The sequence below is a fragment of the Streptomyces sp. cg40 genome (assembly GCF_050320165.1).
Taxonomy (GTDB): Bacteria; Actinomycetota; Actinomycetes; order Streptomycetales; family Streptomycetaceae; genus Streptomyces; species Streptomyces hokutonensis.
Genome location: NZ_CP190128.1, coordinates 5,051,932 through 5,071,565 on the forward strand (window position 1 = coordinate 5,051,932; position 19,634 = coordinate 5,071,565).

Consider the following 19,634-nt stretch of genomic DNA (forward strand, 5'->3'; position numbering starts at 1 on the left):
AGCCGCCGCCGTGAGCAGCAGCCTTCGACGCGGCGCCCTCGCCGCCGCCGCCATCGCGTTCTCGATCGCCTCGCTCGCCGCGTGCGGTGCCGGCAACGACGCCCAGACGCTTGAGGTCAAGCCGGACAACGCGGCCGTCTCCGTGGGTGTCATCAAGGTGCAGAACGCGCTGGTCATCACCCAGCCCATCACCGACTCCAGCCCCCAGCCCTCGGGCCCGGCGGTGATCTCCGCGACCCTGTTCAACAACAGCAAGGACCCCCAGACCCTGGACTCGGTCAGCGTCGACGGCGTCGGCACGGCCACGCTGACCCCCGCCAAGGGCAAGGGCAAGCTGACCGTCCCGGCCTTCGGCTCGCTCGTCCTGGGCGGCAAGGGCAACGCCTCCGCCGCGCTGACCGACGTCGGTACCGGCCTGGAGGACGGCAACGCCCAGAAGGTCACCTTCACCCTCAGCACGACCGGAGCGGTGAGCCTGAGCGCGTTCGTCGTCCCGGCCGACAGCTACTTCACCAAGTGGGGCCCGACCGCGATCCCGACGCCCGCCCCGGGCGCCACCGCGACCGCGACCGGTTCCGCCTCGCCGAAGCCGCACAAGAGCACGTCGGCCACCCCGTCCGACTCCGCCTCCGAGAGCACCACGGCGACGGCCACGGCCTCCGCCGGCTGAGCGGCGGCCGCAGAGCAGCAGTCGTAGCGCTACGACGATGGGCGGGACCTCACGGAAGAGGTCCCGCCCATCGTCGTAGCGCGTTAAGCGTGTGTACGCGGTTTACGGCTCGAACTTGTAACCCAGGCCGCGGACCGTGACCAGGTAGCGCGGCGCGCCCGGGTCCGGTTCGATCTTGGCGCGGAGGCGCTTGACGTGGACGTCCAGGGTCTTGGTGTCGCCGACGTAGTCGGCGCCCCAGACGCGGTCGATGAGCTGCATGCGGGTCAGTACGCGGCCCGCGTTGCGCAGGAGCATCTCCAGCAGGTCGAACTCCTTGAGGGGCAGGTCGACCTTGGAGCCGGAGACCGTGACCACGTGGCGATCCACGTCCATGCGGACCGGACCTGCTTCGAGGGCCGCGGGAGTGACCTCCTCGGGCTCGCCGCGGCGGCGCAGGACGGCCCGGATACGGGCGACCAGTTCGCGGGACGAGAAGGGCTTGGTGACGTAGTCATCGGCTCCTATTTCCAGGCCTACGACCTTGTCGATCTCGCTGTCCTTGGCCGTCACCATGATCACGGGGACGTTGGAGCGGCCGCGCAGCTGGCGGCAGACCTCCGTGCCGGGCAGCCCCGGCAGCATCAGGTCGAGCAGGACGAGGTCGGCGCCGTTGCGCTCGAACTCGTCGAGTCCGTCGGGCCCGGTGGTCGCGATGGCGACCTCGAAGCCCTCTTTGCGAAGCATGTAGGACAGGGCGTCGGAGAAGGACTCCTCGTCCTCGACGACGAGCACTCGGGTCACGGAAGGACCTCCGGGGCGGGAAGCGGTTCGTACGGGGATGTGTCAGGGGACCCCTCGGCCTCGTCGTCGAGGTCGGGGTGCTGGTGGGCGCGGTCGCGGGCCGCACCCGCCTCCGGTAGCCGCAGGGTGAACGTGGAGCCCTGTCCCTCGGAGCTCCACACCGTGACCTCCCCGCCGTGCGAGGCGGCCACGTGCTTGACGATCGCCAGCCCGAGACCCGTACCGCCGGTGGCCCGCGAGCGGGCCGGGTCGACACGGTAGAAGCGCTCGAACACGCGCTCCTTGTCCTTCTCGGATATCCCGATGCCCTGGTCGGTGACGGCGACCTCGATGTGGTCGCCGCCGGGCGCGGACACCCGGCGGGCGGCTATGCCGACACGGGTGCGGGCGGGCGAATAGTTGACGGCGTTCTCGACCAGGTTGCCGAGGGCGGCGGCCAGCTGGCCGCGGTTGCCCCAGACGTGCAGGTCGGCGGTGCCTCCGGCGGCCATGGTGATCTGCTTGGTGCCGGCCTGGTGCCGGCAGCGGTCGATGGCCTCGGCGACGAGTTCGTCGACGCGCACCGGTTCGGCGTCTTCGAGGGGGTCGTCGTTCTGGACCCGCGACAGGTCGATGAGCTCCTGCACGAGGTTGGTCAGCCGGGTGGCCTCGATCTGCATCCGGCCGGCGAAGCGCTCCACCGCCTCAGGATCGTCGGAGGCGTCCATGACCGCCTCCGACAGGAGGGAGAGCGCGCCGACCGGGGTCTTCAGTTCGTGGCTGACGTTCGCCACGAAGTCCCGTCGTACGGCCTCGATGCGGCGGGCCTCGGTGAGGTCCTCCACGAGGAGCAGGACGAGCCGGGAGCCGAGCGGGGCCACACGTGCGGACACGGCGAGTGCCTCGCCGCGTCCGGTGCCCCGCCGGGGGAGGTCGAGTTCGACCTGGCGTATCTCGCCGTCGCGCCGGGTGTCCCGGGCCATCTGGAGCATGGGGTCGACGGAGAGTTTCCCGCCACGGACCAGTCCGAGGGCGTACGCCGCCGAGCTGGCCTTGACCACGGCGTCCGCTTCGTCGAGGACGACGGCCGAGGAGCGGAGCACCGAGAGGACGGTGTCCACGCCCGGCGGAAGCACCGGGTCCGTGTGCAGGGAGGTCCTGGTCGGTCGCTTCTGGTCGCGTTCGCTCCAGCGGAACGCCAGCATGGCGATGACACCGGTGAGTACCCCGGCGATCGCTGCCGCTGCGGCGACCGCCGCGTTCACGTCCATGCCAACAGGTTAGGCATGGGATACCTCCTGGCCACAGCCATCGGAGTGCGACCTCGAACACTCGTCGCCCAGAGTTCACCTTGGAGCCAGTATTGGTTCATTTGGGGTGGCGGAAACCGTCGCGTAGGAGCGGGAACGTGGGAGCGTGGGGTGGAAGGGCCGGTTTCTAGTCACAGTCGGACGGGCCCGGGGCCCCTGAGCCCCCGAAGCGAACGTAGGAGAGGGAACCCTGATGCGGGACGCGTACCACGAGGAACTTGACTCGATCGGTGACGGTCTGGTGGAGATGGCCCGGCTGACCGGGTCGGCGATCGGACGCGCCACGACGGCGATCCTGGACTCCGACCTGAAGCTGGCCGAGAGCGTCATCGAGGCCGACAAGAAGGTCGACGACCTCCAGCACGACCTGGAAGCACGGGCCATAGCCCTGCTGGCCCGGCAGCAGCCGGTGGCGACGGACCTGCGGATCGTCGTCACGTCCCTGCGCATGTCGGCCGACCTGGAGCGCTCCGGCGACCTCGCCCAGCACGTGGCGAAGCTCGCCCGGCTCCGCTTCCCCGACCGCGCGGTGCCGCACGACCTGCACGCGACCATCCTGGAGATGGGCCAGCTCGCCCAGCGCCTGATGGCCAAGGCGGCCGAGGTCATCATCACGAAGGACGTCGACCTCGCCCTCCAGCTGGAGCAGGACGACGACGCGATGGACCTGCTGCACCGCACGCTCTTCCAGCACCTGCTGGACGACAAGTGGAAGCACGGCATCGAGACCGCGGTCGACGTGACCCTGCTCGGCCGCTACTACGAGCGTTTCGCCGACCACGCGGTGTCGGTCGCGAAGCGCGTGGTGTTCCTGGTCACGGGTGAGCACGCGGACGAGCTCCAGCCCGACATCCAGCCGGCGACGGGGGCCGAGGGGGCGTAGGTCCCAGGTCGGGGGGCGTGGGCCTCGGGTCGGGGAGCTTGCGCGGGAAGCCTCAATGCGCCGTTGATGCGCCCGCCGCAGCGGGCATCCAATGGGCAGCATCCGATGGGCACAGGCACCAGCCTCCAGGAGGACCCATGGCCGAATCCCCCGCCACGACGCCGGACCCGACGCAGGAGCGCGAGACGCAGCAGCCCGCCGAGATCAAGAGCCTCCCGCTCTTCGGCGCCTGCGGCTGCGGCTCGGGCTGCGGATGCGGGTGCCAGTCGGGCAATCCCTGCCAGTGCGGCTGACCGCCGCCCGCTCACGGAGGGGCCCCGGTGCTACGGCGCCGGGGCCCCTCCGGCGTGCTCAGAGGTTGTTCCCTGCCACGGTGAGCAGGACGTCGGTGGTGGCCGGGAGGGTGCCGTACCCGTCGGGCAGCGCGACGGCGAAGTCGAGCGCACGGCGGTTCCCGTCCAGGCCGGTCACCCGCCGGTCGACCAGCACGGAGGGCGCGAAGATCTCCTTCCCCCCTCCGCACAGCCCCAGGGTCGCCGGGTCGGCGCCGGAGTCCCCGGTCGCGTAGGGCCCGTTGACGAGCCGGTCGACCCCCGCGGGCACGATCCTGTTCGCCCGCAGACAGCGGTCCATCGCCGCCCCGGAGACCCGGAAGGCGACGGCCGGCGACACCTGCCCCGGCGTCGCGGGCGAGTGCGTCACATGGTGCACGTCCTTCGCCCCGGCGGGCAGCGGGAGCCGTACGGCGTCCAGGGCCGCCTGGAGCGGGATCTCGCTGACCTCGCAGGCCCGCGCGTCCCCGAACGGACGCCCCTCGTCGCAGCCCCACCCTCCTCGTGATCGTTCCGCACGGTAGCCCCGGCGGCCGGGGAAGCGCAGCATGGGGAGGGGGAACAGCACGGGGGAACAGCACGAGGAGGTGCGAGGCCATGGCTCAGTACATGGACGTACATCACGGAATGAAGGGCATCACGGCCGACCAGTTGATGGCGGCGCACAAGGCGGATCTCGCCGTGGAGAAGGACGAGGGCGTGCACTTCGAGCGGGCCTGGGCGGATCCGGAGTCCGGGACCGTGTACTGCCTGTCGGAGGCTCCGTCGCCCGAGGCGGTCCAGCGTGTGCACGAGCGCGCGGGGCACCGGGCGGACGAGGTGCACCCGGTGCCGGTCTCGATCTGACACCGTACGGGGGCTCGGCGGTGCCCGGGGGTGCGGTCAGCCCCACCCCCGGTCGGGTGGGGCGCTCCATGGTCCGGGCGGGCGAACGACGGCATCGTAGAAGGCAGTTGGCCCCCAGTCGATCGGAAGCGGTCGCCCGTCCGGAAGGAACGTCCCATGGAATCAAGGCAGTTCAGCGACCCGGCCGAGGTCTCCGGCGAGAGCGCGCTCGCTCCGCTGCTGGCCGCGTGGGACCTGGCGCATCCCGCCAAGGGTGACCCCGAGTGGCGGCACCTGCTGGACGAGATCGCGCATCCCCGCACCACGGAGGCGTTCCGCCGGCTGGCCGGAGCCGGGTCCGCGGTCTGACCGAACCCGCCCGCCCGGCAGGACCGTTCGAGCATTGGGTGCTGTTTGGGCAAAAGCTTCGGCATCGGCAGTTCAACTGACTTGTCCTGTGCATGTCTCACTGGATGAGATGCACGCAGACCATCGCGTGCAACTCACAATCATCCAGGGGGCATTCATGCACATAGCCCGCAACAGACGTGGCATCGCGGCTTCCACGGCCGCCGCCGCCACGCTCGCCGCAGCCGCACTGGCAACCGCCCCGCTGGCCGGCGTCAGCAGCGCCGCACCCGCCGCCGTACCGCAGACGAAGGCGATACCGGCGATCACCGGACACACCCTCGCCCGACACGTGTCGAGCCCGCTCTCCAGCGAGCAGTGCGAGGCGAAGTGGGGGATCGCCTGCTACAACCCGCTGCAGTACCGCACGGCGTACAACCTGAACTCCCTTTACAAGAAGGGCATTACGGGCAAGGGACGCACGATCGTCATCGTCGACTCGTTCGGTTCGCCGACGATCCAGCACGATCTCGACGTCTACAGCAAGCAGTTCGGCCTGAAGAGCGCCAAGGTCAACGTGGTCAAGTGGGGCAAGGTCCCGGTCTTCGACCCGAAGAACGCCGACATGACCGGGTGGGCCGGCGAGACCACCCTGGACGTCGAGATGGCCCACGCGGTCGCGCCCGACGCGAAGATCGTGCTCGTGGAGACGGCGGTCGCCGAGACCGAGGGCGTCACCGGTCTGCCCGAGATGATGGACGCCGAGAAGTACCTGATCGACCACGGCGTCGGCGACGTCATCACGCAGAGCTTCGGCGCCACCGAGAACACCTTCCCCGGCTTCGACCAGGGCGACTTCTCCAGCATCAAGAAGCTGCGCTACGCCTTCCAGGACGCCAACCGCAAGCACGTGACCGTCCTCGCCTCCTCCGGCGACGGCGGCGCCACCGACTACAACCTGGACGGCTCGGCCTTCTACGACAAGCCCGTCAACTCCTGGCCGTCTTCGGACCCGTTGGTCACGTCGATCGGCGGCACGCAGCTCCACCTGAACGACAAGGGCGAGCGCGTCACCCCGGACAGCGTCTACAACGACTACGGCGCGAGCGGCGGCGGCCAGTCCCACGTGTTCTCCCGCCCGTCCTTCCAGAACGGCGTGAAGAGCGTCGTCGGCACCCAGCGCGCCACGCCCGACGTGTCGATGGCCGCGGCGGTCAACGGCGGCGCCTGGGTCTACTCCAGCTACGACCCGACCGCGATCGGCTGGGACGTCTACGGCGGCACCAGCGAGGCCAGCCCGCTCTTCTCGGGCATCGTCGCCCTCGCCGACCAGGCGGCGGGACACCGGGTGGGCAACATCAACTCGGCGCTGTACACGCTCGCTCGGCACGGCGCCAAGAGCAACGGCATCGTCGACGTGAACGACGGCACGAACAACACGTACGCGGGCGTGACCGGTTACACGGCCGGCAACGGCTACGACATGGCGACGGGCGTGGGCACGGTGGACGCGCTGCGCTTCGTTCCGGCGCTGGCGAAGGAGAGCTGGAAGCGCTGAGGCGCTGCGGGTTCGCGTTCTGAACTCCCCTACGGACGGCCCGGGTTCGCATCATCCGATGTGAACCCGGGCCGTCCGCGTCCCTGGAGGAAATGACGTGCGACCCGGAGGACCAGGACCACCGTCGTGACCGCCAGTACGAGGTTGAGGGTGTCCAGGGTCATGACGACGGCGTGGGACGCGTGCAGCAGTCGCGGCAGGTTGCCGCCGATCATCCCCAGGCCCAGCAGCAGAGGGAACCAGGCCCAGAAGAAGCGCGTGCCCCGAACAGGACCGGCTCCCTTGCGCGCCTTGACCCGCTCCCACCACCGCCCACCCAGCGCCACCAAGATCAGCAGACCCCCCATGGCGACCACGGACCAGTCCATCAACTGCAGCATCGCCGCTCCCCCAAATCGCCGGGCTCCGAGTGTAGTTGGGGACCTCCGCGCCGCCCCGGGACCTGCCCGTCGGAATCGGATCGGAAGCGGGTGGTGGCTACCGGCGGAAGCGCCGGCGGCGGTGCACTGGGATCCGGTGAGGCCGGGTGGCGGTGGCGGGCCAGGACCGGCGGGCGATGCCGCGTGGGGGAGCCGTAGATGCGGAGGAACCTGTCGGAGCGGGGGACGGACGCCGTCGGCCGCCCGGTCTCACCTCGGGGTCGGTGGCATCAACTTCCTTGCCGGTCTTGGTCACTCCGCCCGGTCGGGCCCCGGAGCGGGCTCCAGGTCCGGCACCAGTTCGTGGAAGCGCCGTTCGACCGGCGACAGATCGGTGCTGGCCAGGTCCTCCGGGCGGACCACGATGCGCAGTTCGGGGGTGAGCGCGGGGTAGCGGCGGCACGCGGCGATGAACGAGTCGACGATCAGGGCCACGAGCTGGCTGCGGTCGAGGTCGGTCACGCGGGCCAGCCCGGAGCCGATGAGCGGGACGGCGACCGGTCTGAACAGGCCGTGCACGGCCACCGAGGCCCAGAGGTTCTCCAGGCCGGAGCGCAGGTCCTCGTCACCGGAGCGGGCCACCAGGTCGTTGCCGAGCCGCGAGTAGGCGACCGCGAAGATCCGGCGGCCGTCGACGGGTACGGCGACGGTCGTGCCGACTGGGTAACGGACCCGTCGGCCGCGCGGCTTGGCCCGCGCGCTCTCCGTGGCGACGGCCCGCACGGCACGCAGCCCGGTCTTCAACTTCTCGTCCAGCAGGCGCCGTCGGCCGCCGAAGACCCGGTCGACGAGCTGGCTCTGCACGCTGTCGCGGCTGATGACGATGTCCTGGTCGGTCTCCGTGTCGAAGGTATCCGTGAAGCCGACCACCAGATTGCAGTCCGTCTGCTCGAACAAGTCGCCGCGGACGAGGACGACATCCGCCCGCTGACCGGGCAACGGGACGCGGTGGCGCAGCAGTTCGGCACCGTGCCGGGCGCGCAGCGCGGCCCGCAGGGAGTCCAGGGTGCGCGCCGCGTCGACGTCGTCCGGATGGTCACGGACGATCAGCTCGGCGACCGGCAGCGCGAGGTCCGGGCGGCCCAGGTCCGCCTGGACCCGGACCAGTTCACGCCGCGCGGAGTCCAGCAGCATGGTGAGCCGGCGGATGAAGGGGGCGGCGAAGGTCTCGCCGTTGACCTCCGCCAGCGGCCGGCCGCGGATCAGGTCCAGCGCCTCGGTGAGCTCATGGGCGGCGGTGGCGGGCGGGGCCAGCAGCGCGGCGCCGACGACGGCCGTGAACCGTGCGCTGTCCAGTTCCTCGGGCCGCAGCACCAGCCGGTAGGCGGTCTCCGGACCCTGCACGGTGACCTGCTGCTCGGTGCGCAGCACACGGGCGGCCGTACCGTCCTGGCCGGGATCGAGCGCGCGCCGCAGCTCCAGGACGCGCTTCTGCACCTCGTTGCGGTTGCGCTGGTCCAGATGGCGCGGACCGTCCGCCAACCCCCATACGTCACGCCGCAGTTGACGCACCGGCACGGCCTCGCCCTCGGCGGCCACCAGACGGACCAGCAGCCGGGTGGTCAGTGGGGTCAGCCGGACCGTGATCCCGTCGACGTCGAGCCGGACCGGCCCCAGCACTTTGACCTGAATGCGCCCTCGTCCATCGGCCACCCGCGTCGCCCCCGCCGCGCCCGTGTATCACCCTGTGTCACCGAGAAGTGACAAGAAGATTATCATGATGCCTTGGAGAAACCGTGTGGTCCGACTCCGCATACCGGTCCGCTTTCTACGGCTCTACGGCACCGGGCGCGCCCGGAGGGTTTTCGCGCGCAACACGATGGTGGCCTTCGGCGGAATATCGGCGGTGCTTCAGTTCGTCGGGCAATTCTTTCCCCGGAGCTTTCCCGATCCCGGCACGGTCACGGTGGTGTCCGTGGCGGCCTGCCTGGTGTGGGGGCTGGTCCAGGCGCGGCCGGTGGAGCGGGTGGAGCAGGTGTTCCGGCGGCCCGATCTGACGGTGGTCGTCGAGGCGGGCGACCTGTTCGACCAGCCGGCGCATCTCGTCGTCGGTTTCTGCGACACCTTCGACACCGCGTCGGCCGCCGGCGAGGTCATCAACGCGGCCAGTGTGCAGGGGCAGTTGCTGCTCCGGCGGTACGACGGTGACGTACGGCGCCTGGACGCGGAACTGGTCGCGGCGCTCGCCGGGACCGCGCCGGTCGGGCGGGAGGACCGGGACCGCAAGCCGCTGGGCAAACTGGACCGCTACCCGGTCGGCACGGTGGCGGTCCTGGGCGCCCGGCCGCGGCTGGTGTTCGCGGTCGCGTACAGCCGTATCGGCAACGACTGTGTGGCCGCGTCCAGTGTGGAGGAACTCTGGCTCGGCCTCGGCCGGTTGTGGGACGCACTGCACCGACACGCCCAACTGGAGCGCGTGGCCATGCCGTTGGTCGGATCGGGGCTGTCCCGGCTCGACCATCTCGACCAGGACAGCCTGCTGCGGCTGATCCTGATGTCCTTCGTCGCCCGGTCGCGGGAGGGCGCGGTCTGCCGGGAGTTGCGGGTGGTGGTGCGGCCCGCCGATCTGGAGCGGATCGACATGCGGGAGGTGGCGGCCTTCTTGAGGGTTCTCGCGTCGGGACTGGACCGCGTATGACAAAGGGAAAGGGGGGTCCGGACGCCTGAGCGTCCGGCCCCCCTTTCCCGCGGATTCAGGCGAGCCTTCGATACGCGGACAGGTTCTGGAAGTGCCGGGTCTCGCGCCATTCCGGTCCGCTGTCGTCGAGTTGGCAGCCCGCCAGCCTCAGTCGCGCGGCGATCTTCGCGAGGGAGGCCTCCGTGCCGTCGAACCGGATGACGTTGATGCCCGCGGTGTCGGCGACATGCCGTAGCCGGCCGACCTCGACGATGACGGTTCGCTCGGGGTAGGCCATCAGCACCATGCCGAGCTCGATCAGGACGTTCTGCCTTGGCTGGCCGGTGAGTTGGGTCTCGTCGTCCGGTTCGCGGTTGCCGAGCAGGTGCGGGTGGAGCTTGGCGACGTCGTCCGGGGTGAGCAGGACCAGGGCGGCCTGCGCCTGCGCCGGTGCGTTCATGACCACCTCGCCGAGGAAGGGCGCGGTCTTGCCGGTGGCCCGCACCAACTCCTCCCACTCCAGGGGCCGTAGGTCGAGCCGGCGCAGCAGTCCGAACATCGCCCGCCGCACCTCTTCGTCCCGGCCGTGCACGACGAAGACGCTCCGGCTGCGGTCGTGAACGGCCGGTGCCTGCCCGGACGGCTGGTCGGACGGCTGGTCGGACGGCTGGTCGGACGGCTGCGATGGGGTGTCCGAAGTCTCGGGCGCCGCATGGTAGTTGTAGCCGAAGCCCTTGTTCTCCCCGCCGAGGATGACCTGGCTGTTGTCGCCGAACGTGTGGCTGTCGCTCATTACTGATCCCCTCGGCTGTCGGACGAATCGGGGCCCTGCGGGCGGTAGTTGTAGCCGAAGTTCTCGTTGTGCCCGCCGAGGATCGCCTGGGCGTTGTCCCCGAAAAGGATGTTGGTCTGGGCGCGGTCGTGGTCGGCGAGATCCACGTCCTGCTCCTCCAGGAACTGGCGGATGGTGTGCAGCAGTCGGCGCTCGACGATCTGCGAGTACTTCAGGGCGTCGGTCTTCTGGAAGAAGTGGTGGTAGGTGTCGCTGGTGGCCATCTCCCGGACGCTGGTCAGCGCGCCGCAGTCCACCGACTCGTTCGCGTAGCGGGCGAGCCGGAACTCGCTGGTGTCGACCGTCGCGCCCACCGCGGTGAACTCGATGGTGGACCGCCCGCCCCTCCGGGGCCACACCCACCGGCGCACCCGCCCCGGCAGGAACCGCTCGGGGAACAGCCGCAGCGGCGACAGTCCGAAGGCCCTGCACCAGCTCGGCACGGCCTTGACCATGTCCCACGCGACCCGCACCGCCAGCCGGGCGTCGAAGGAGTCGGGCAGTCGGTCGACGAGGTGGAACTCCCTTACCAGCGGCCCGAGTACATAGGTGTAGAACTCGGTGTGCAGGGTGTCGCCCTTGAGGTCGAACCCGACGAAGATCGAGGTCACCAGCTCCTCGTTCCAGGATCCGACCCGCACGCACAGATACTCGCGGGCCGCGTCGTAGTCCTCCTGCCAGTGGATGTCCGGCAGATCGTCCATGCCGGGCAGCTGGGACCAACCGACGCCCAGCGTACGGTCGTTGGTGCGGATCGCCGTCGTGTAGCGGCGCTGCTCGACGGCCAGCCCCTCGATCCGTTCGTCCTGGCGGACCTCAGCGCGCAGTTCCGCGTCCATCCGGGCGGCGACGTACGAGGTGATCTTGTGGACGGTGAACGGCTTGACCGGTTTGCGTTCCACGTCGTCCAGGTCGGCCCCGGACCCCGTCCCGTTGACGTCGAAGTCCTTGCGCGCGGCGAGGCGGTTCTTGGGCGCGCCGAGCAGGAGTTGGGCGTTGGCCCAGTCGCGCAGGGGCAGTCCGGCGCCGACGAAGGGCCGGAACCCGCCGTAGAAGACCAGGCCTTCGTGGCTGCCCTGCTCGGCGTCGATCTTGCCGATCAGGGCGGGGGTGAGCCTGCCGTTGGCGGGGTAGGCGCCGTCGAAGCCGCCGGCGGGACCGGTCTCCTTCAGGCGGGTCATCAGGATGTGCAGGGTGACGACCCGGCGCAGATAGGCCGCGCCCCACACCACCCAGAACAGGAGCGGCACGGCGACGAGGGGACCCAGCGCGCCGTTGCTCAGCAGGATCAGCAGCAGGACCGCCGCGCCGACCCCAACTCCCCACTGGATACGGCGCAGTCGGCGCGCGGCGAGGGCGTGGGCGAGGACCGACACGGCGTCGTAGCCGTACGACGGTGCGACCACTCTGAAGCGCCGCTTGAGCAGTTCGCGGATGACGTCCTTGCGGTAGCCGGGGTCGAGGTAGGTGCCCGCGGACAGCAGGCGGGTGGCCTTGGTCCGCGCGTACACGCGGGTGACCGGCGGCGGCGCGGCGGGCGGCGGGCCGGGCGGATTGCGGTGCGGTGCCTGTGTGCTCACGATGGTTCAGCGCTCCACTCGTGCGGGATGGTCAGCCGACCGGGGTTGCCGTGCCCTGGGTGATCACACCGTCGAGCACCGTGTAGGCGGCGTTGTACGCGTGCGAGGTGCCGTCCGTCTGAAAGGCGGTGAGGACCAGCGTCACGACGCTCCCCCGCACGGACACCTGGCTGATGGTGTCGCGCTCGGTGGTGGCGTAGCCCGCGACGAACGCGTCGTAGTCGGGGTCCCCCAGGTTCTTGCCGCCCAGGGCCCAGGCCGTCGAGTACTCACGGTTGTTGATCGCCGCGAAGTAGGCGGTGACGGCGGCTTCCGGCGCGAGGGCGGTGGCGGTGGAAGTGGGGGTGTCTGTCGGCGTGACGTCGTCGGTCGAGGCCGGGGCGGTGGTGGTGACCGGGTCGGGCGTGGTGGCCGGGTCGGAGGCGCCGTAGGGGGTCGCCGCGACGGATTCGGTGTACGTGTACGACGGCGTGGGCGGGGTCCACGGCTGGGCCTGCGCTGCCCCTCCCCCGCCTCCTCCCCCGGTCGGGAAAGAACCGTCGACCAGCCCGAGGAGCAGGACGAGCAGCAAGGGCACCCCGATGACGGTGAGCCCCCAGGTGCGGGCGGCTCCGGGGGGCGGTATCAGCCCGCCGGCACGGTAGGACGCGGGCGGGTTCGGGACGGCGGGAGCGGGGGCGGGGACGGGCGGCGGCGGTCCGAGGTCGTTCATGGGGTCGTTCATGGGCACTCCAACGGTCGCGACAGTGCGCTGACTTCACCCACACGTCGCACAGAGCCTGAGGGACACCTCGCATGCCACCGCCACCACCGCTTCCGCCACCAGAACCGATCCGCTTCCGATCCACTTCCGGGCGGGTCCCGGGCAGGTCCCGGGACATGAAAACGCCCCCGGGTCGCGCGATGTGCGCGGCCCAGGGGCGTGATCAAGAAACCTACTTCTTCTTGCCCTGGTTCTTGACCGCCTCGATCGCCGCCGCGGCCGCGGCCGGGTCGAGGTAGGTGCCGCCGGGGTTGAGGGGCTTGAAGGAGGCGTCCAGTTCGTACGCCAGCGGGATGCCCGTCGGGATGTTCAGGCCCGCGATGTCCGCGTCGGAGATGCCGTCGAGGTGCTTGACCAGGGCGCGGAGCGAGTTGCCGTGGGCGGCGACCAGGACCGTGCGGCCGGCGAGGAGGTCGGGGACGATGCCGTCGTACCAGTACGGGAGCATGCGGACGACGACGTCCTTCAGGCACTCCGTGCGGGGGCGCAGCTCCGGGGGGATGGAGGCGTAGCGCGGGTCCGCGGACTGGGAGAACTCCGTGCCGTCCTCAAGCGGCGGCGGCGGAGTGTCGTAGGAACGGCGCCACAGCATGAACTGCTCCTCGCCGAACTCCGCGAGGGTCTGCGCCTTGTCCTTGCCCTGGAGGGCGCCGTAGTGGCGCTCGTTCAGGCGCCAGCTGCGGTGGACCGGGATCCAGTGGCGGTCCGCGGACTCGAGCGCGAGCTGCGCCGTGCGGATCGCGCGCTTCTGGAGGGACGTGTGAACGACGTCGGGGAGGAGGTCGGCGTCCTTCAGGAGTTCGCCACCGCGGACCGCCTCCTTCTCGCCCTTCTCGTTCAGGTTGACGTCCACCCAGCCGGTGAACAGGTTCTTCGCGTTCCACTCGCTCTCGCCGTGGCGGAGGAGGATCAGCTTGTACGGTGCGTCGGCCATGCCTCAGAGCGTAATCCACGCATTCGGGCCACGGTCGGGTGCCCGCCTCCCGGCCCGACAGTTGACGGCTTCTGTTAATTGAGTGGTCCGCCGACCCTCCCTCTTCGTAAGTTGTGATCGCCGCCTTGGCCACTTACACCTGCCCGACCGTGGGGGATCCGCCATGTCACTCGCCGCCCTGAGACGCGCCGCCCGGGAAACCGTCTCCGGTCTGCCCCGCGAGTTCTGGTGGCTGTGGACCAGCACCCTCGTCAACCGGCTCGGGGCGTTCGTCTCCACCTTCATGGCGCTGTACCTGACCCTCGACCGCGGCTACTCCGCCACCTACGCCGGTCTCGTCGCCTCCCTGTACGGGCTCGGCGGCGTCGTCTCGTCCATCGGCTCGGGTGTCATGACCGACCGGCTCGGGCGGCGGCCCACCCTGCTCATCGCGCAGTCGTCGACCGCCGCCTCCGTGGCCCTGCTCGGTTTCGTGCGCGACCCCGTCGCCATCGCCGGTGTCGCGTGCCTGGTCGGGGCGGCGAGCAACGCGTCCCGCCCGGCCGTGCAGGCGATGATGGCCGACATCGTGCGCCCCGAGGACCGCGTCCGCGCCTTCTCCCTCAACTACTGGGCGATCAACCTCGGCTTCGCCGTCTCCTCCATGGCCGCCGGGTTCATCGCCGAGGTCAGCTACCGCGCCGGGTTCCTGCTGGAGGCCGGGATGACGGCCGTCTGCGCCGTGGTCGTCTTCCTGAAGCTGCCCGAGTCCCGGCCGACGGTCGCCATGGACGACGACGGCGGGAAGTCCGCGGACTCGGTGGGCCTCGGGACCGTACTGCGCGACGGGCGGTTCATGAGCGTCGTAGGACTGTCCTTCCTCGTCGCGCTCGTCTTCCAGCAGGGCTCGGTCGGACTGCCGGTCGCGATGGGCGAGGCCGGGTTCACGCCCGCCGACTACGGCACCGCGATCGCCGTCAACGGCTTCCTCATCGTCGCCCTCCAGATCCCGGTCACCCGCCTCATCGAACACCGGGACGCCAAGCGGCTGTTGGTGGTCTCCTCGCTCCTCGCGGGCTACGGCTTCGGGCTCACCGCGTTCGCCGGCTCGGTCGGTGTCTTCGCGCTCACGGTGTGCGTGTGGACCCTCGGCGAGATGATCAACGCCCCGACGCAGACGGGCCTCGTGGTCCGCCTCTCCCCGGTGCGGGGACGCGGGCGCTACCAGGGCATGTACACCCTGTCGTGGGCCGTCGCCGCGCTCGTCGCCCCGCTGATGTCGGGCTTCGTCATCGACCGGTTCGGGGCGGAGTGGCTGTGGGGGCTGTGCGCGGTCGTGGGGACGGGGGCCGCGGTGGGGTACGGCCTGCTGATGCGGCGGCTCCCGGCGAACGAGACGGCAGCCGCCGAGTCCTCCGCCGCCGTGGCGGCACCGGAGGTCAGCGCGGCCTGACGGCCCTGCGACGACACGGCCCCGCCGTCGGCTTCCCGACCACGGACCACGACGAGTCCCCTGCCCGCGGAAGACGTGCGGGCAGGGGACTCGTCGTCGTGGCCGGCGACGACCGCCGACCGGCACCGGTCAGTAGCCGACGTTCACGCCGACGCTGTGGGGGAGCGCGCCGAGGGTCCCGTCGAGGGTGCCCAGGACCGTCGCCTTGACCGAGTCGACCTCGGCGAGGAGGTCCGCACTGCTGAGGGTCGTCGAGCCGACGCTGACGCCGACCTGCGGGCTCACACCGCCGGAGACGGTGTCGAGCTCGGTGTCGGAGATCTCGAGGGTCTGAACCTGGGGAGCGGAGTTCATGGGGAGACTGCCCTTCGCGTGGTGGTCCACATGGGGATGCGGTCCCGCTCGGGGACGGGCTGCGGGCCGCGATGCGCAGGATCAAACCACGCGATGTGCGGGGCATCCAGCCCGAACCCTTTCCCCGCAGGCGAGTTGAGCCCGGCGGCGACCGAACCGTGTGCGTGTGCACACGAGTTGGGTCCGGGTTCTCTACACGCGGCGGCGCACAGCGGGCCGACAGGCAGTACGGCGGCCGGTTCGAACCGGACAACTCGGCCCCAACGGGCCCCGCCCGCCCCGCGGTTGCGCACGCCCTGTGCAGATTCGGTCATGGCTGGCGTCACAGACGGCATCACGGACGGCGTCACGGATGCATCCGCGCCCCCTTCACCACCTTGTCCACCCCGTTCCGCGGTCCGTACACCGCCAGCCCCACCACATCCAGCCCGGCCGTGGCGACGGCCCGGACCGCCGCCCGGTTGTCGCGGTCGTTGCCGGTGGCGAAGAGGTCGGAGGTGAAGACCGCGCGCGGCAGGGACCGGGACAGGACCCGGGCGTGGGCCGCCACCAGGACCTCCTTCGTGGCCTCGAAGACCATCACCGGCTGCCGGAACATCGGCAGATAGCCGACCCCGTCGGCGTCCTCGTACGGCTCCCCGATCACCTCGGGGATCTGCGTTCCCAGGCCGCTGACCAGGAAGGACGTGACGTTCAGCCGCTGCCAGGGCTCAAGGTCCTCCCGCAGCAGGACGGCGATCTTCGTGTCGAAGCGGATCGGTTCACCAGCGATGTCAGTGCTGTCAGTGCTCATGCACCGAGACTGCCGAGCACCCCGCTCCCCCGTCTTGTACGTTCTTTGCATGGCCCCGCACCACGGCCCTGCCCGCCCCGGGCAGGAGGTCTCCGCGTGGCGGCCCCGCATCCCCGGTGTCGTCGAGGTCTTCCACGCCCACTTCACCGAGTACGCGTACCCGATGCACGTGCACGACGCGTGGACGCTGCTGATCGTGGACGACGGCGCCGTACGGTACGACCTCGACCGGCACGAGCACGGCACCCCGCACGACACGGTGTCCCTGCTCCCGCCGCACGTCCCGCACAACGGCTCCCCCGCCACCCCGCACGGCTTCCGCAAGCGCGTCCTCTATCTCGACGGGACATACCTGACGGACGACCTCATCGGGTCCGCCGTCGACCGTCCCGACCTCCGCGACCCCCAACTCCGGCTGCGCGTCGGCCAGTTGCACACCGCGCTCGACCACCCCGGCGACGAACTGGAGGCCGCGAGCCGCCTCACCCTCATCGCCGACCGGCTGCACGCCCACCTACGGCCCTCCTCCCCCGCCCCCACCGAGGACCCCGCCCTCGCCCGCACCCTCCGCGAACTCCTCGACGAGCGCGTCACCGAGGGCATCGCGCTCGACGAGGCCGCGCGGCTCGTGCACGCCCATCCGGCCCATCTGGTACGGGCGTTCAGCGGCGCGTACGGCATCGCACCGCACCAGTACCTGATGTCCCGCCGCGTCGACCGCGCCCGCCGCCTCCTCCTCGACGGCCGTCCGCCGGGCGAGGTCGCGGCGGCGACCGGCTTCTACGACCAGTCCCATCTCACCCGCCATTTCCGGAAGTTGGTGGGCGTCACGCCGGGGCGTTATTCACGCGACAGAGATCAGCACCGCGGTTAGGTTCCCGGCATGGACTGGCACGAGTGGCACGACGCCTACGACTCCCCCGACTCCTACCTCAGCGCGCGCCTCGCCCTCGTCCAGGAACACGTCCGGTACGCCCTCGACACCGCCCCGGCGGGCCCGCTCACCGCGATCAGCCTCTGCGCCGGGCAGGGCCGCGACCTGATCGGCGTACTGGCGGACCATCCGCGCCGGGCCGAAGTCCGCGCCCGGCTGGTCGAGTTGGACGAACGCAACGTCGCCCACGCGGCAGAGAGCGCCCGGGCCGCCGGCCTTCCCGGGGTCGAAGTCGTCGCCGGGGACGCCTCGTCGACCGACCAGTACGCCGACCTCGCCCCCGCCGACCTCGTGCTCCTCTGCGGGGTCCTCGGCAACATCACCGACCCGGACGTCGAACGCCTCCTGGACCACTGCACCGCGCTGTGCCGGACCGGGGGCACGGTGATCTGGACCCGCAACCGCAAGGCCCCGGACCTCGTCCCCCAGATCTGCGCCTGGCTGGAGGAGCGCGGCTTCGAGCGGCTGTGGGTGTCCGACCCCGCGCTCACCGCGTCGGTCGGCGCCCACCGTTTCACCGGCGAGAACCGCCGACTCCCGCCCGGACAGCGCATGTTCGACTTCATCGGCTACGACACCCTGTGGCGCACGTGAGCCACAGGTCCCGCCGCGGTCACAGCTTCCGCTGCGCCTCGTACAGGTTCCGCGGCCGTACGGCGTCCGTCGTGCCGTAGAGCTCCAGGCGGGAGTGGAGGTCGCCGGTGAAGTCGGGGACGTCGATCTGGTCGGACTCGGTGACCGTGTTCAGGCCCACCGTGGCGCTGTACGGGGCCAGTTGGTCGATCTTCATCAGGCCCGCGCGGCCGTTGGTGACGCGGATGTTCCAGTGGGTGAAGCGGGCGCCGAAGAGCGGGCCGGCGTTCAGGTCGCCGCCGTGACGGCCGTTGTTGTCGACCGTGATGTCGGTGCGGACGTCGGCGAAGGGCAGGCCGCGATGGCTGTCGAAGGTGCCCATGCGCATGTCGCCGCGCGACCAGACGTTGTAGGAGGACAGGCCCTCGACGTTGATGCCGTGGAGCTGGGTGTTGGGCGGGGCCGGGACCGTGCGCTCCTCGATCGTGAAGTCCTCGACGAGGTTGTCGTGCGAGCCCTCGCGGCAGAAGTAGGGGTGGTGGGAGCCGCGGCCCGCCACGGTCGTACCGCGCAGGGTGCACGCCGAGGCCGCCACCAGGCCGAAGCCGTTGTCGACATGACGAACCGTCACGTCGTCCACCCAGCAGTCGTAGGCGCATTGGAGGACGACCCCGTTGTAGCCCTTGTCGAGGAGGTGCGGCTGCTGCGGGGTCTCGACCGCCTCCAGGGTGAGTCCTTCGACGCCGGAGCCCGTCAACTCCTCTACATGGGTGGTGAATTGGGGGTTCCACTCGGGGCGCAGGTCGAGGGGCAGCGGGCGTTCGAGAGTGACCCTGCGGCCGTGGACGTGGGCGATGCGGACGGGCCATTCGTAGGGGACGTACGACAGGAGCTTGGTCTTGTCGTCCCAGTAGTACGCCTCGGGGCCGGGGCCGCCGCCCGCCATGTGCTGGAGGAGGGTGTGGGCGGGGTCGTCGGAGAGGCGGAGCAACACCAGGGTGCCGGGCGCGAGTTGCGAGGCGTCCGCGACCCGTACCGTCCAGTCGCCCTGCCGGGCCGGTTCGACGGTCGTCAACTGCCGCCATTCGTCACGCCTGTTGCCGGTCCAGCCCTCGAAGGGCCAGGCCTTCGCCCTGATCGCGGCGACCAGTGAATCCCAGCGGGCCGTCGGGGCGAGCCAGATGAGGCCGCCCGCCCAGGACCAGGACGACTTGTCGCCGCCGTAGCGGGAGCCGTAGACGCCGATGAGTTCGGTGAGGTTACGGGTGGCGTAGAGCTTCGTACGGTCGCTGCCCGCGCCCCTGACCACGACGTTCGAGTGGCCCACGCGGATCACGTCGTCGATGCGGAAGGTGCCGGGCGGGAGGTGGACCGTGCCACCGCCGGCCCTGCCGGCAGCGGCGATGGCACGGTTGATCGCGGGGGCGGAGTCGGTGGTGCCGTCCGGGACGGCGCCGTAGCGGAGGACGTCGAACACCCGGGAGGGGCGGGGGTGGCGCCGGGCGCCCGCCCTGCCGATGTAGGGGATCTGCGGGTGGGTGTACGGGGTGCGGGTGAACTCCCGCCAGAGGCAGGGGACTTGGCCTTGCGATCCGCCCTTCGGGAGGGGGACCGCCAGGGCCAGCGCGCTTCCGAGCAGGGTTCGTCTGGTGAGACGGGTGTGACGGGTCTGACGGGTGCGGCTCATGTACGTACGTCCTCCCACGCGGCTCTTC

The 19,634-nt window shown here is 70.7% G+C and carries 22 protein-coding genes; 10 read left to right on the forward strand and 12 right to left on the reverse strand.

The genetic code is table 11. From position 1 onward, the window contains the following. Positions 1–10: 10 nt before the first annotated feature. A complete protein-coding gene (locus ACQHII_RS22230) occupies positions 11–670 on the forward strand; it encodes a DUF461 domain-containing protein (RefSeq protein WP_427920953.1) in 660 nt (219 codons plus the stop codon). Between the two features lie 102 nt (positions 671–772). Here ACQHII_RS22230 and ACQHII_RS22235 read toward each other — a convergent pair whose 3' ends face one another. Next, positions 773–1,453 (reverse strand): response regulator transcription factor, encoded by a 681-nt coding sequence (locus ACQHII_RS22235; protein WP_009340348.1) that lies wholly within the window; start codon positions 1,451–1,453, stop codon positions 773–775. Continuing rightward, positions 1,450–2,703, reverse strand: a complete 1,254-nt coding sequence (locus ACQHII_RS22240) for a sensor histidine kinase (RefSeq protein ID WP_427920954.1) — start codon at positions 2,701–2,703, stop codon at positions 1,450–1,452. Before ACQHII_RS22240 ends, ACQHII_RS22235 begins: the two co-directional genes overlap by 4 nt. A 232-nt stretch (positions 2,704–2,935) precedes the next feature. Between ACQHII_RS22240 and phoU the strand changes: the two genes are divergently transcribed. Further along, positions 2,936–3,625: a phosphate signaling complex protein PhoU gene (phoU, locus tag ACQHII_RS22245; RefSeq protein ID WP_200712019.1), complete on the forward strand. Its 690-nt coding sequence runs from the start codon at positions 2,936–2,938 to the stop codon at positions 3,623–3,625. Between the two features lie 137 nt (positions 3,626–3,762). Continuing rightward, on the forward strand, positions 3,763–3,918 hold the full coding sequence (locus ACQHII_RS22250) for a hypothetical protein (RefSeq protein ID WP_019062518.1): 156 nt from the start codon (positions 3,763–3,765) through the stop codon (positions 3,916–3,918). A 58-nt stretch (positions 3,919–3,976) separates the two neighbouring features. Here ACQHII_RS22250 and ACQHII_RS22255 read toward each other — a convergent pair whose 3' ends face one another. After that, positions 3,977–4,525 carry a hypothetical protein gene (locus ACQHII_RS22255; RefSeq protein WP_427920955.1) on the reverse strand — a complete coding sequence of 183 codons (549 nt, stop codon included), beginning with the start codon at positions 4,523–4,525 and terminating at the stop codon, positions 3,977–3,979. Positions 4,526–4,554: 29 nt separating this feature from the next. Here ACQHII_RS22255 and ACQHII_RS22260 point away from each other — a divergent pair, with 29 nt between their 5' ends. The 3 genes from ACQHII_RS22260 to ACQHII_RS22270 all read left to right on the forward strand — a co-directional run bounded on the left by ACQHII_RS22260 (position 4,555) and on the right by ACQHII_RS22270 (position 6,688). Then, positions 4,555–4,803: an SCO4226 family nickel-binding protein gene (locus tag ACQHII_RS22260; protein ID WP_427920956.1), complete on the forward strand. Its 249-nt coding sequence runs from the start codon at positions 4,555–4,557 to the stop codon at positions 4,801–4,803. Positions 4,804–4,959: 156 nt separating this feature from the next. After that, on the forward strand, positions 4,960–5,151 hold the full coding sequence (locus ACQHII_RS22265) for a hypothetical protein (protein ID WP_427920957.1): 192 nt from the start codon (positions 4,960–4,962) through the stop codon (positions 5,149–5,151). Between the two features lie 157 nt (positions 5,152–5,308). Next, positions 5,309–6,688 carry a S53 family peptidase gene (locus ACQHII_RS22270; RefSeq protein ID WP_427920958.1) on the forward strand — a complete coding sequence of 460 codons (1,380 nt, stop codon included), beginning with the start codon at positions 5,309–5,311 and terminating at the stop codon, positions 6,686–6,688. Between the two features lie 29 nt (positions 6,689–6,717). On the opposite strand, the gene ACQHII_RS22275 is transcribed toward ACQHII_RS22270, so the two are convergent. Further along, positions 6,718–7,068, reverse strand: a complete 351-nt coding sequence (locus ACQHII_RS22275; RefSeq protein WP_427920959.1) for a hypothetical protein — start codon at positions 7,066–7,068, stop codon at positions 6,718–6,720. A 291-nt stretch (positions 7,069–7,359) separates the two neighbouring features. After that, complete coding sequence (locus ACQHII_RS22280) at positions 7,360–8,760, reverse strand: macro domain-containing protein (protein ID WP_427920960.1); 1,401 nt, start codon at positions 8,758–8,760, stop codon at positions 7,360–7,362. A gap of 64 nt (positions 8,761–8,824) precedes the next feature. Here ACQHII_RS22280 and ACQHII_RS22285 point away from each other — a divergent pair, with 64 nt between their 5' ends. Continuing rightward, entirely contained in the window at positions 8,825–9,745 is a 921-nt protein-coding gene (locus ACQHII_RS22285) for a macro domain-containing protein (RefSeq protein WP_427920961.1), read from the forward strand. 55 nt (positions 9,746–9,800) lie between these two features. On the opposite strand, the gene ACQHII_RS22290 is transcribed toward ACQHII_RS22285, so the two are convergent. From ACQHII_RS22290 to ACQHII_RS22305, 4 genes are all read right to left on the reverse strand, one after another. Next, positions 9,801–10,517 carry a TIR domain-containing protein gene (locus ACQHII_RS22290; RefSeq protein ID WP_427920962.1) on the reverse strand — a complete coding sequence of 239 codons (717 nt, stop codon included), beginning with the start codon at positions 10,515–10,517 and terminating at the stop codon, positions 9,801–9,803. Beyond that, positions 10,517–12,136, reverse strand: a complete 1,620-nt coding sequence (locus ACQHII_RS22295) for a hypothetical protein (RefSeq protein WP_427920963.1) — start codon at positions 12,134–12,136, stop codon at positions 10,517–10,519. Before ACQHII_RS22295 ends, ACQHII_RS22290 begins: the two co-directional genes overlap by 1 nt. 31 nt (positions 12,137–12,167) lie before the next feature. Then, a complete protein-coding gene (locus ACQHII_RS22300) occupies positions 12,168–12,860 on the reverse strand; it encodes a hypothetical protein (protein ID WP_427920964.1) in 693 nt (230 codons plus the stop codon). 211 nt (positions 12,861–13,071) lie between these two features. After that, a complete protein-coding gene (locus tag ACQHII_RS22305) occupies positions 13,072–13,833 on the reverse strand; it encodes a phosphoglyceromutase (protein ID WP_427920965.1) in 762 nt (253 codons plus the stop codon). A 163-nt stretch (positions 13,834–13,996) separates the two neighbouring features. Between ACQHII_RS22305 and ACQHII_RS22310 the strand changes: the two genes are divergently transcribed. Further along, a complete protein-coding gene (locus ACQHII_RS22310) occupies positions 13,997–15,265 on the forward strand; it encodes an MDR family MFS transporter (protein WP_427920966.1) in 1,269 nt (422 codons plus the stop codon). Between the two features lie 129 nt (positions 15,266–15,394). On the opposite strand, the gene ACQHII_RS22315 is transcribed toward ACQHII_RS22310, so the two are convergent. Continuing rightward, positions 15,395–15,619, reverse strand: coding sequence for a hypothetical protein (locus tag ACQHII_RS22315; protein ID WP_427920967.1), 225 nt, complete (start codon positions 15,617–15,619; stop codon positions 15,395–15,397). 346 nt (positions 15,620–15,965) lie between these two features. Continuing rightward, on the reverse strand, positions 15,966–16,412 hold the full coding sequence (locus ACQHII_RS22320; protein WP_427920968.1) for a DUF2000 family protein: 447 nt from the start codon (positions 16,410–16,412) through the stop codon (positions 15,966–15,968). A 49-nt stretch (positions 16,413–16,461) separates the two neighbouring features. On the opposite strand from ACQHII_RS22320, the gene ACQHII_RS22325 reads away from it, so the two are divergent. Both ACQHII_RS22325 and ACQHII_RS22330 read left to right on the forward strand, forming a co-directional pair. After that, positions 16,462–17,286, forward strand: a complete 825-nt coding sequence (locus ACQHII_RS22325) for an AraC family transcriptional regulator (RefSeq protein ID WP_427920969.1) — start codon at positions 16,462–16,464, stop codon at positions 17,284–17,286. 9 nt (positions 17,287–17,295) lie between these two features. Continuing rightward, on the forward strand, positions 17,296–17,940 hold the full coding sequence (locus ACQHII_RS22330) for a class I SAM-dependent methyltransferase (RefSeq protein ID WP_427920970.1): 645 nt from the start codon (positions 17,296–17,298) through the stop codon (positions 17,938–17,940). A 19-nt stretch (positions 17,941–17,959) separates the two neighbouring features. Here the strand turns inward: ACQHII_RS22330 and ACQHII_RS22335 are convergent, their stop codons facing one another. After that, the gene (locus tag ACQHII_RS22335) at positions 17,960–19,606 is read right to left on the reverse strand and encodes a glycosyl hydrolase family 28-related protein (RefSeq protein WP_427920971.1); all 1,647 of its coding nucleotides are present in this window, start codon (positions 19,604–19,606) and stop codon (positions 17,960–17,962) included. Positions 19,607–19,634 lie beyond the last annotated feature (28 nt).

Coding starts and splice junctions, on each gene's coding strand:
- ACQHII_RS22335 (WP_427920971.1), bottom strand. CDS start 19,606: ATGAGCCGCACCCGTCAGACCCGTCACACCCGTCTCACCAGACGAACC.
- ACQHII_RS22275 (WP_427920959.1), bottom strand. CDS start 7,068: ATGCTGCAGTTGATGGACTGGTCCGTGGTCGCCATGGGGGGTCTGCTG.
- ACQHII_RS22270 (WP_427920958.1), top strand. CDS start 5,309: ATGCACATAGCCCGCAACAGACGTGGCATCGCGGCTTCCACGGCCGCC.
- ACQHII_RS22285 (WP_427920961.1), top strand. CDS start 8,825: ATGATGCCTTGGAGAAACCGTGTGGTCCGACTCCGCATACCGGTCCGC.
- ACQHII_RS22265 (WP_427920957.1), top strand. CDS start 4,960: ATGGAATCAAGGCAGTTCAGCGACCCGGCCGAGGTCTCCGGCGAGAGC.
- ACQHII_RS22250 (WP_019062518.1), top strand. CDS start 3,763: ATGGCCGAATCCCCCGCCACGACGCCGGACCCGACGCAGGAGCGCGAG.
- ACQHII_RS22305 (WP_427920965.1), bottom strand. CDS start 13,833: ATGGCCGACGCACCGTACAAGCTGATCCTCCTCCGCCACGGCGAGAGC.
- ACQHII_RS22315 (WP_427920967.1), bottom strand. CDS start 15,619: ATGAACTCCGCTCCCCAGGTTCAGACCCTCGAGATCTCCGACACCGAG.
- ACQHII_RS22300 (WP_427920964.1), bottom strand. CDS start 12,860: ATGAACGACCCCATGAACGACCTCGGACCGCCGCCGCCCGTCCCCGCC.
- ACQHII_RS22325 (WP_427920969.1), top strand. CDS start 16,462: ATGGCCCCGCACCACGGCCCTGCCCGCCCCGGGCAGGAGGTCTCCGCG.
- ACQHII_RS22240 (WP_427920954.1), bottom strand. CDS start 2,703: ATGGACGTGAACGCGGCGGTCGCCGCAGCGGCAGCGATCGCCGGGGTA.
- ACQHII_RS22310 (WP_427920966.1), top strand. CDS start 13,997: ATGTCACTCGCCGCCCTGAGACGCGCCGCCCGGGAAACCGTCTCCGGT.
- ACQHII_RS22260 (WP_427920956.1), top strand. CDS start 4,555: ATGGCTCAGTACATGGACGTACATCACGGAATGAAGGGCATCACGGCC.
- ACQHII_RS22330 (WP_427920970.1), top strand. CDS start 17,296: ATGGACTGGCACGAGTGGCACGACGCCTACGACTCCCCCGACTCCTAC.
- ACQHII_RS22320 (WP_427920968.1), bottom strand. CDS start 16,412: ATGAGCACTGACAGCACTGACATCGCTGGTGAACCGATCCGCTTCGAC.
- ACQHII_RS22290 (WP_427920962.1), bottom strand. CDS start 10,517: ATGAGCGACAGCCACACGTTCGGCGACAACAGCCAGGTCATCCTCGGC.
- phoU (WP_200712019.1), top strand. CDS start 2,936: ATGCGGGACGCGTACCACGAGGAACTTGACTCGATCGGTGACGGTCTG.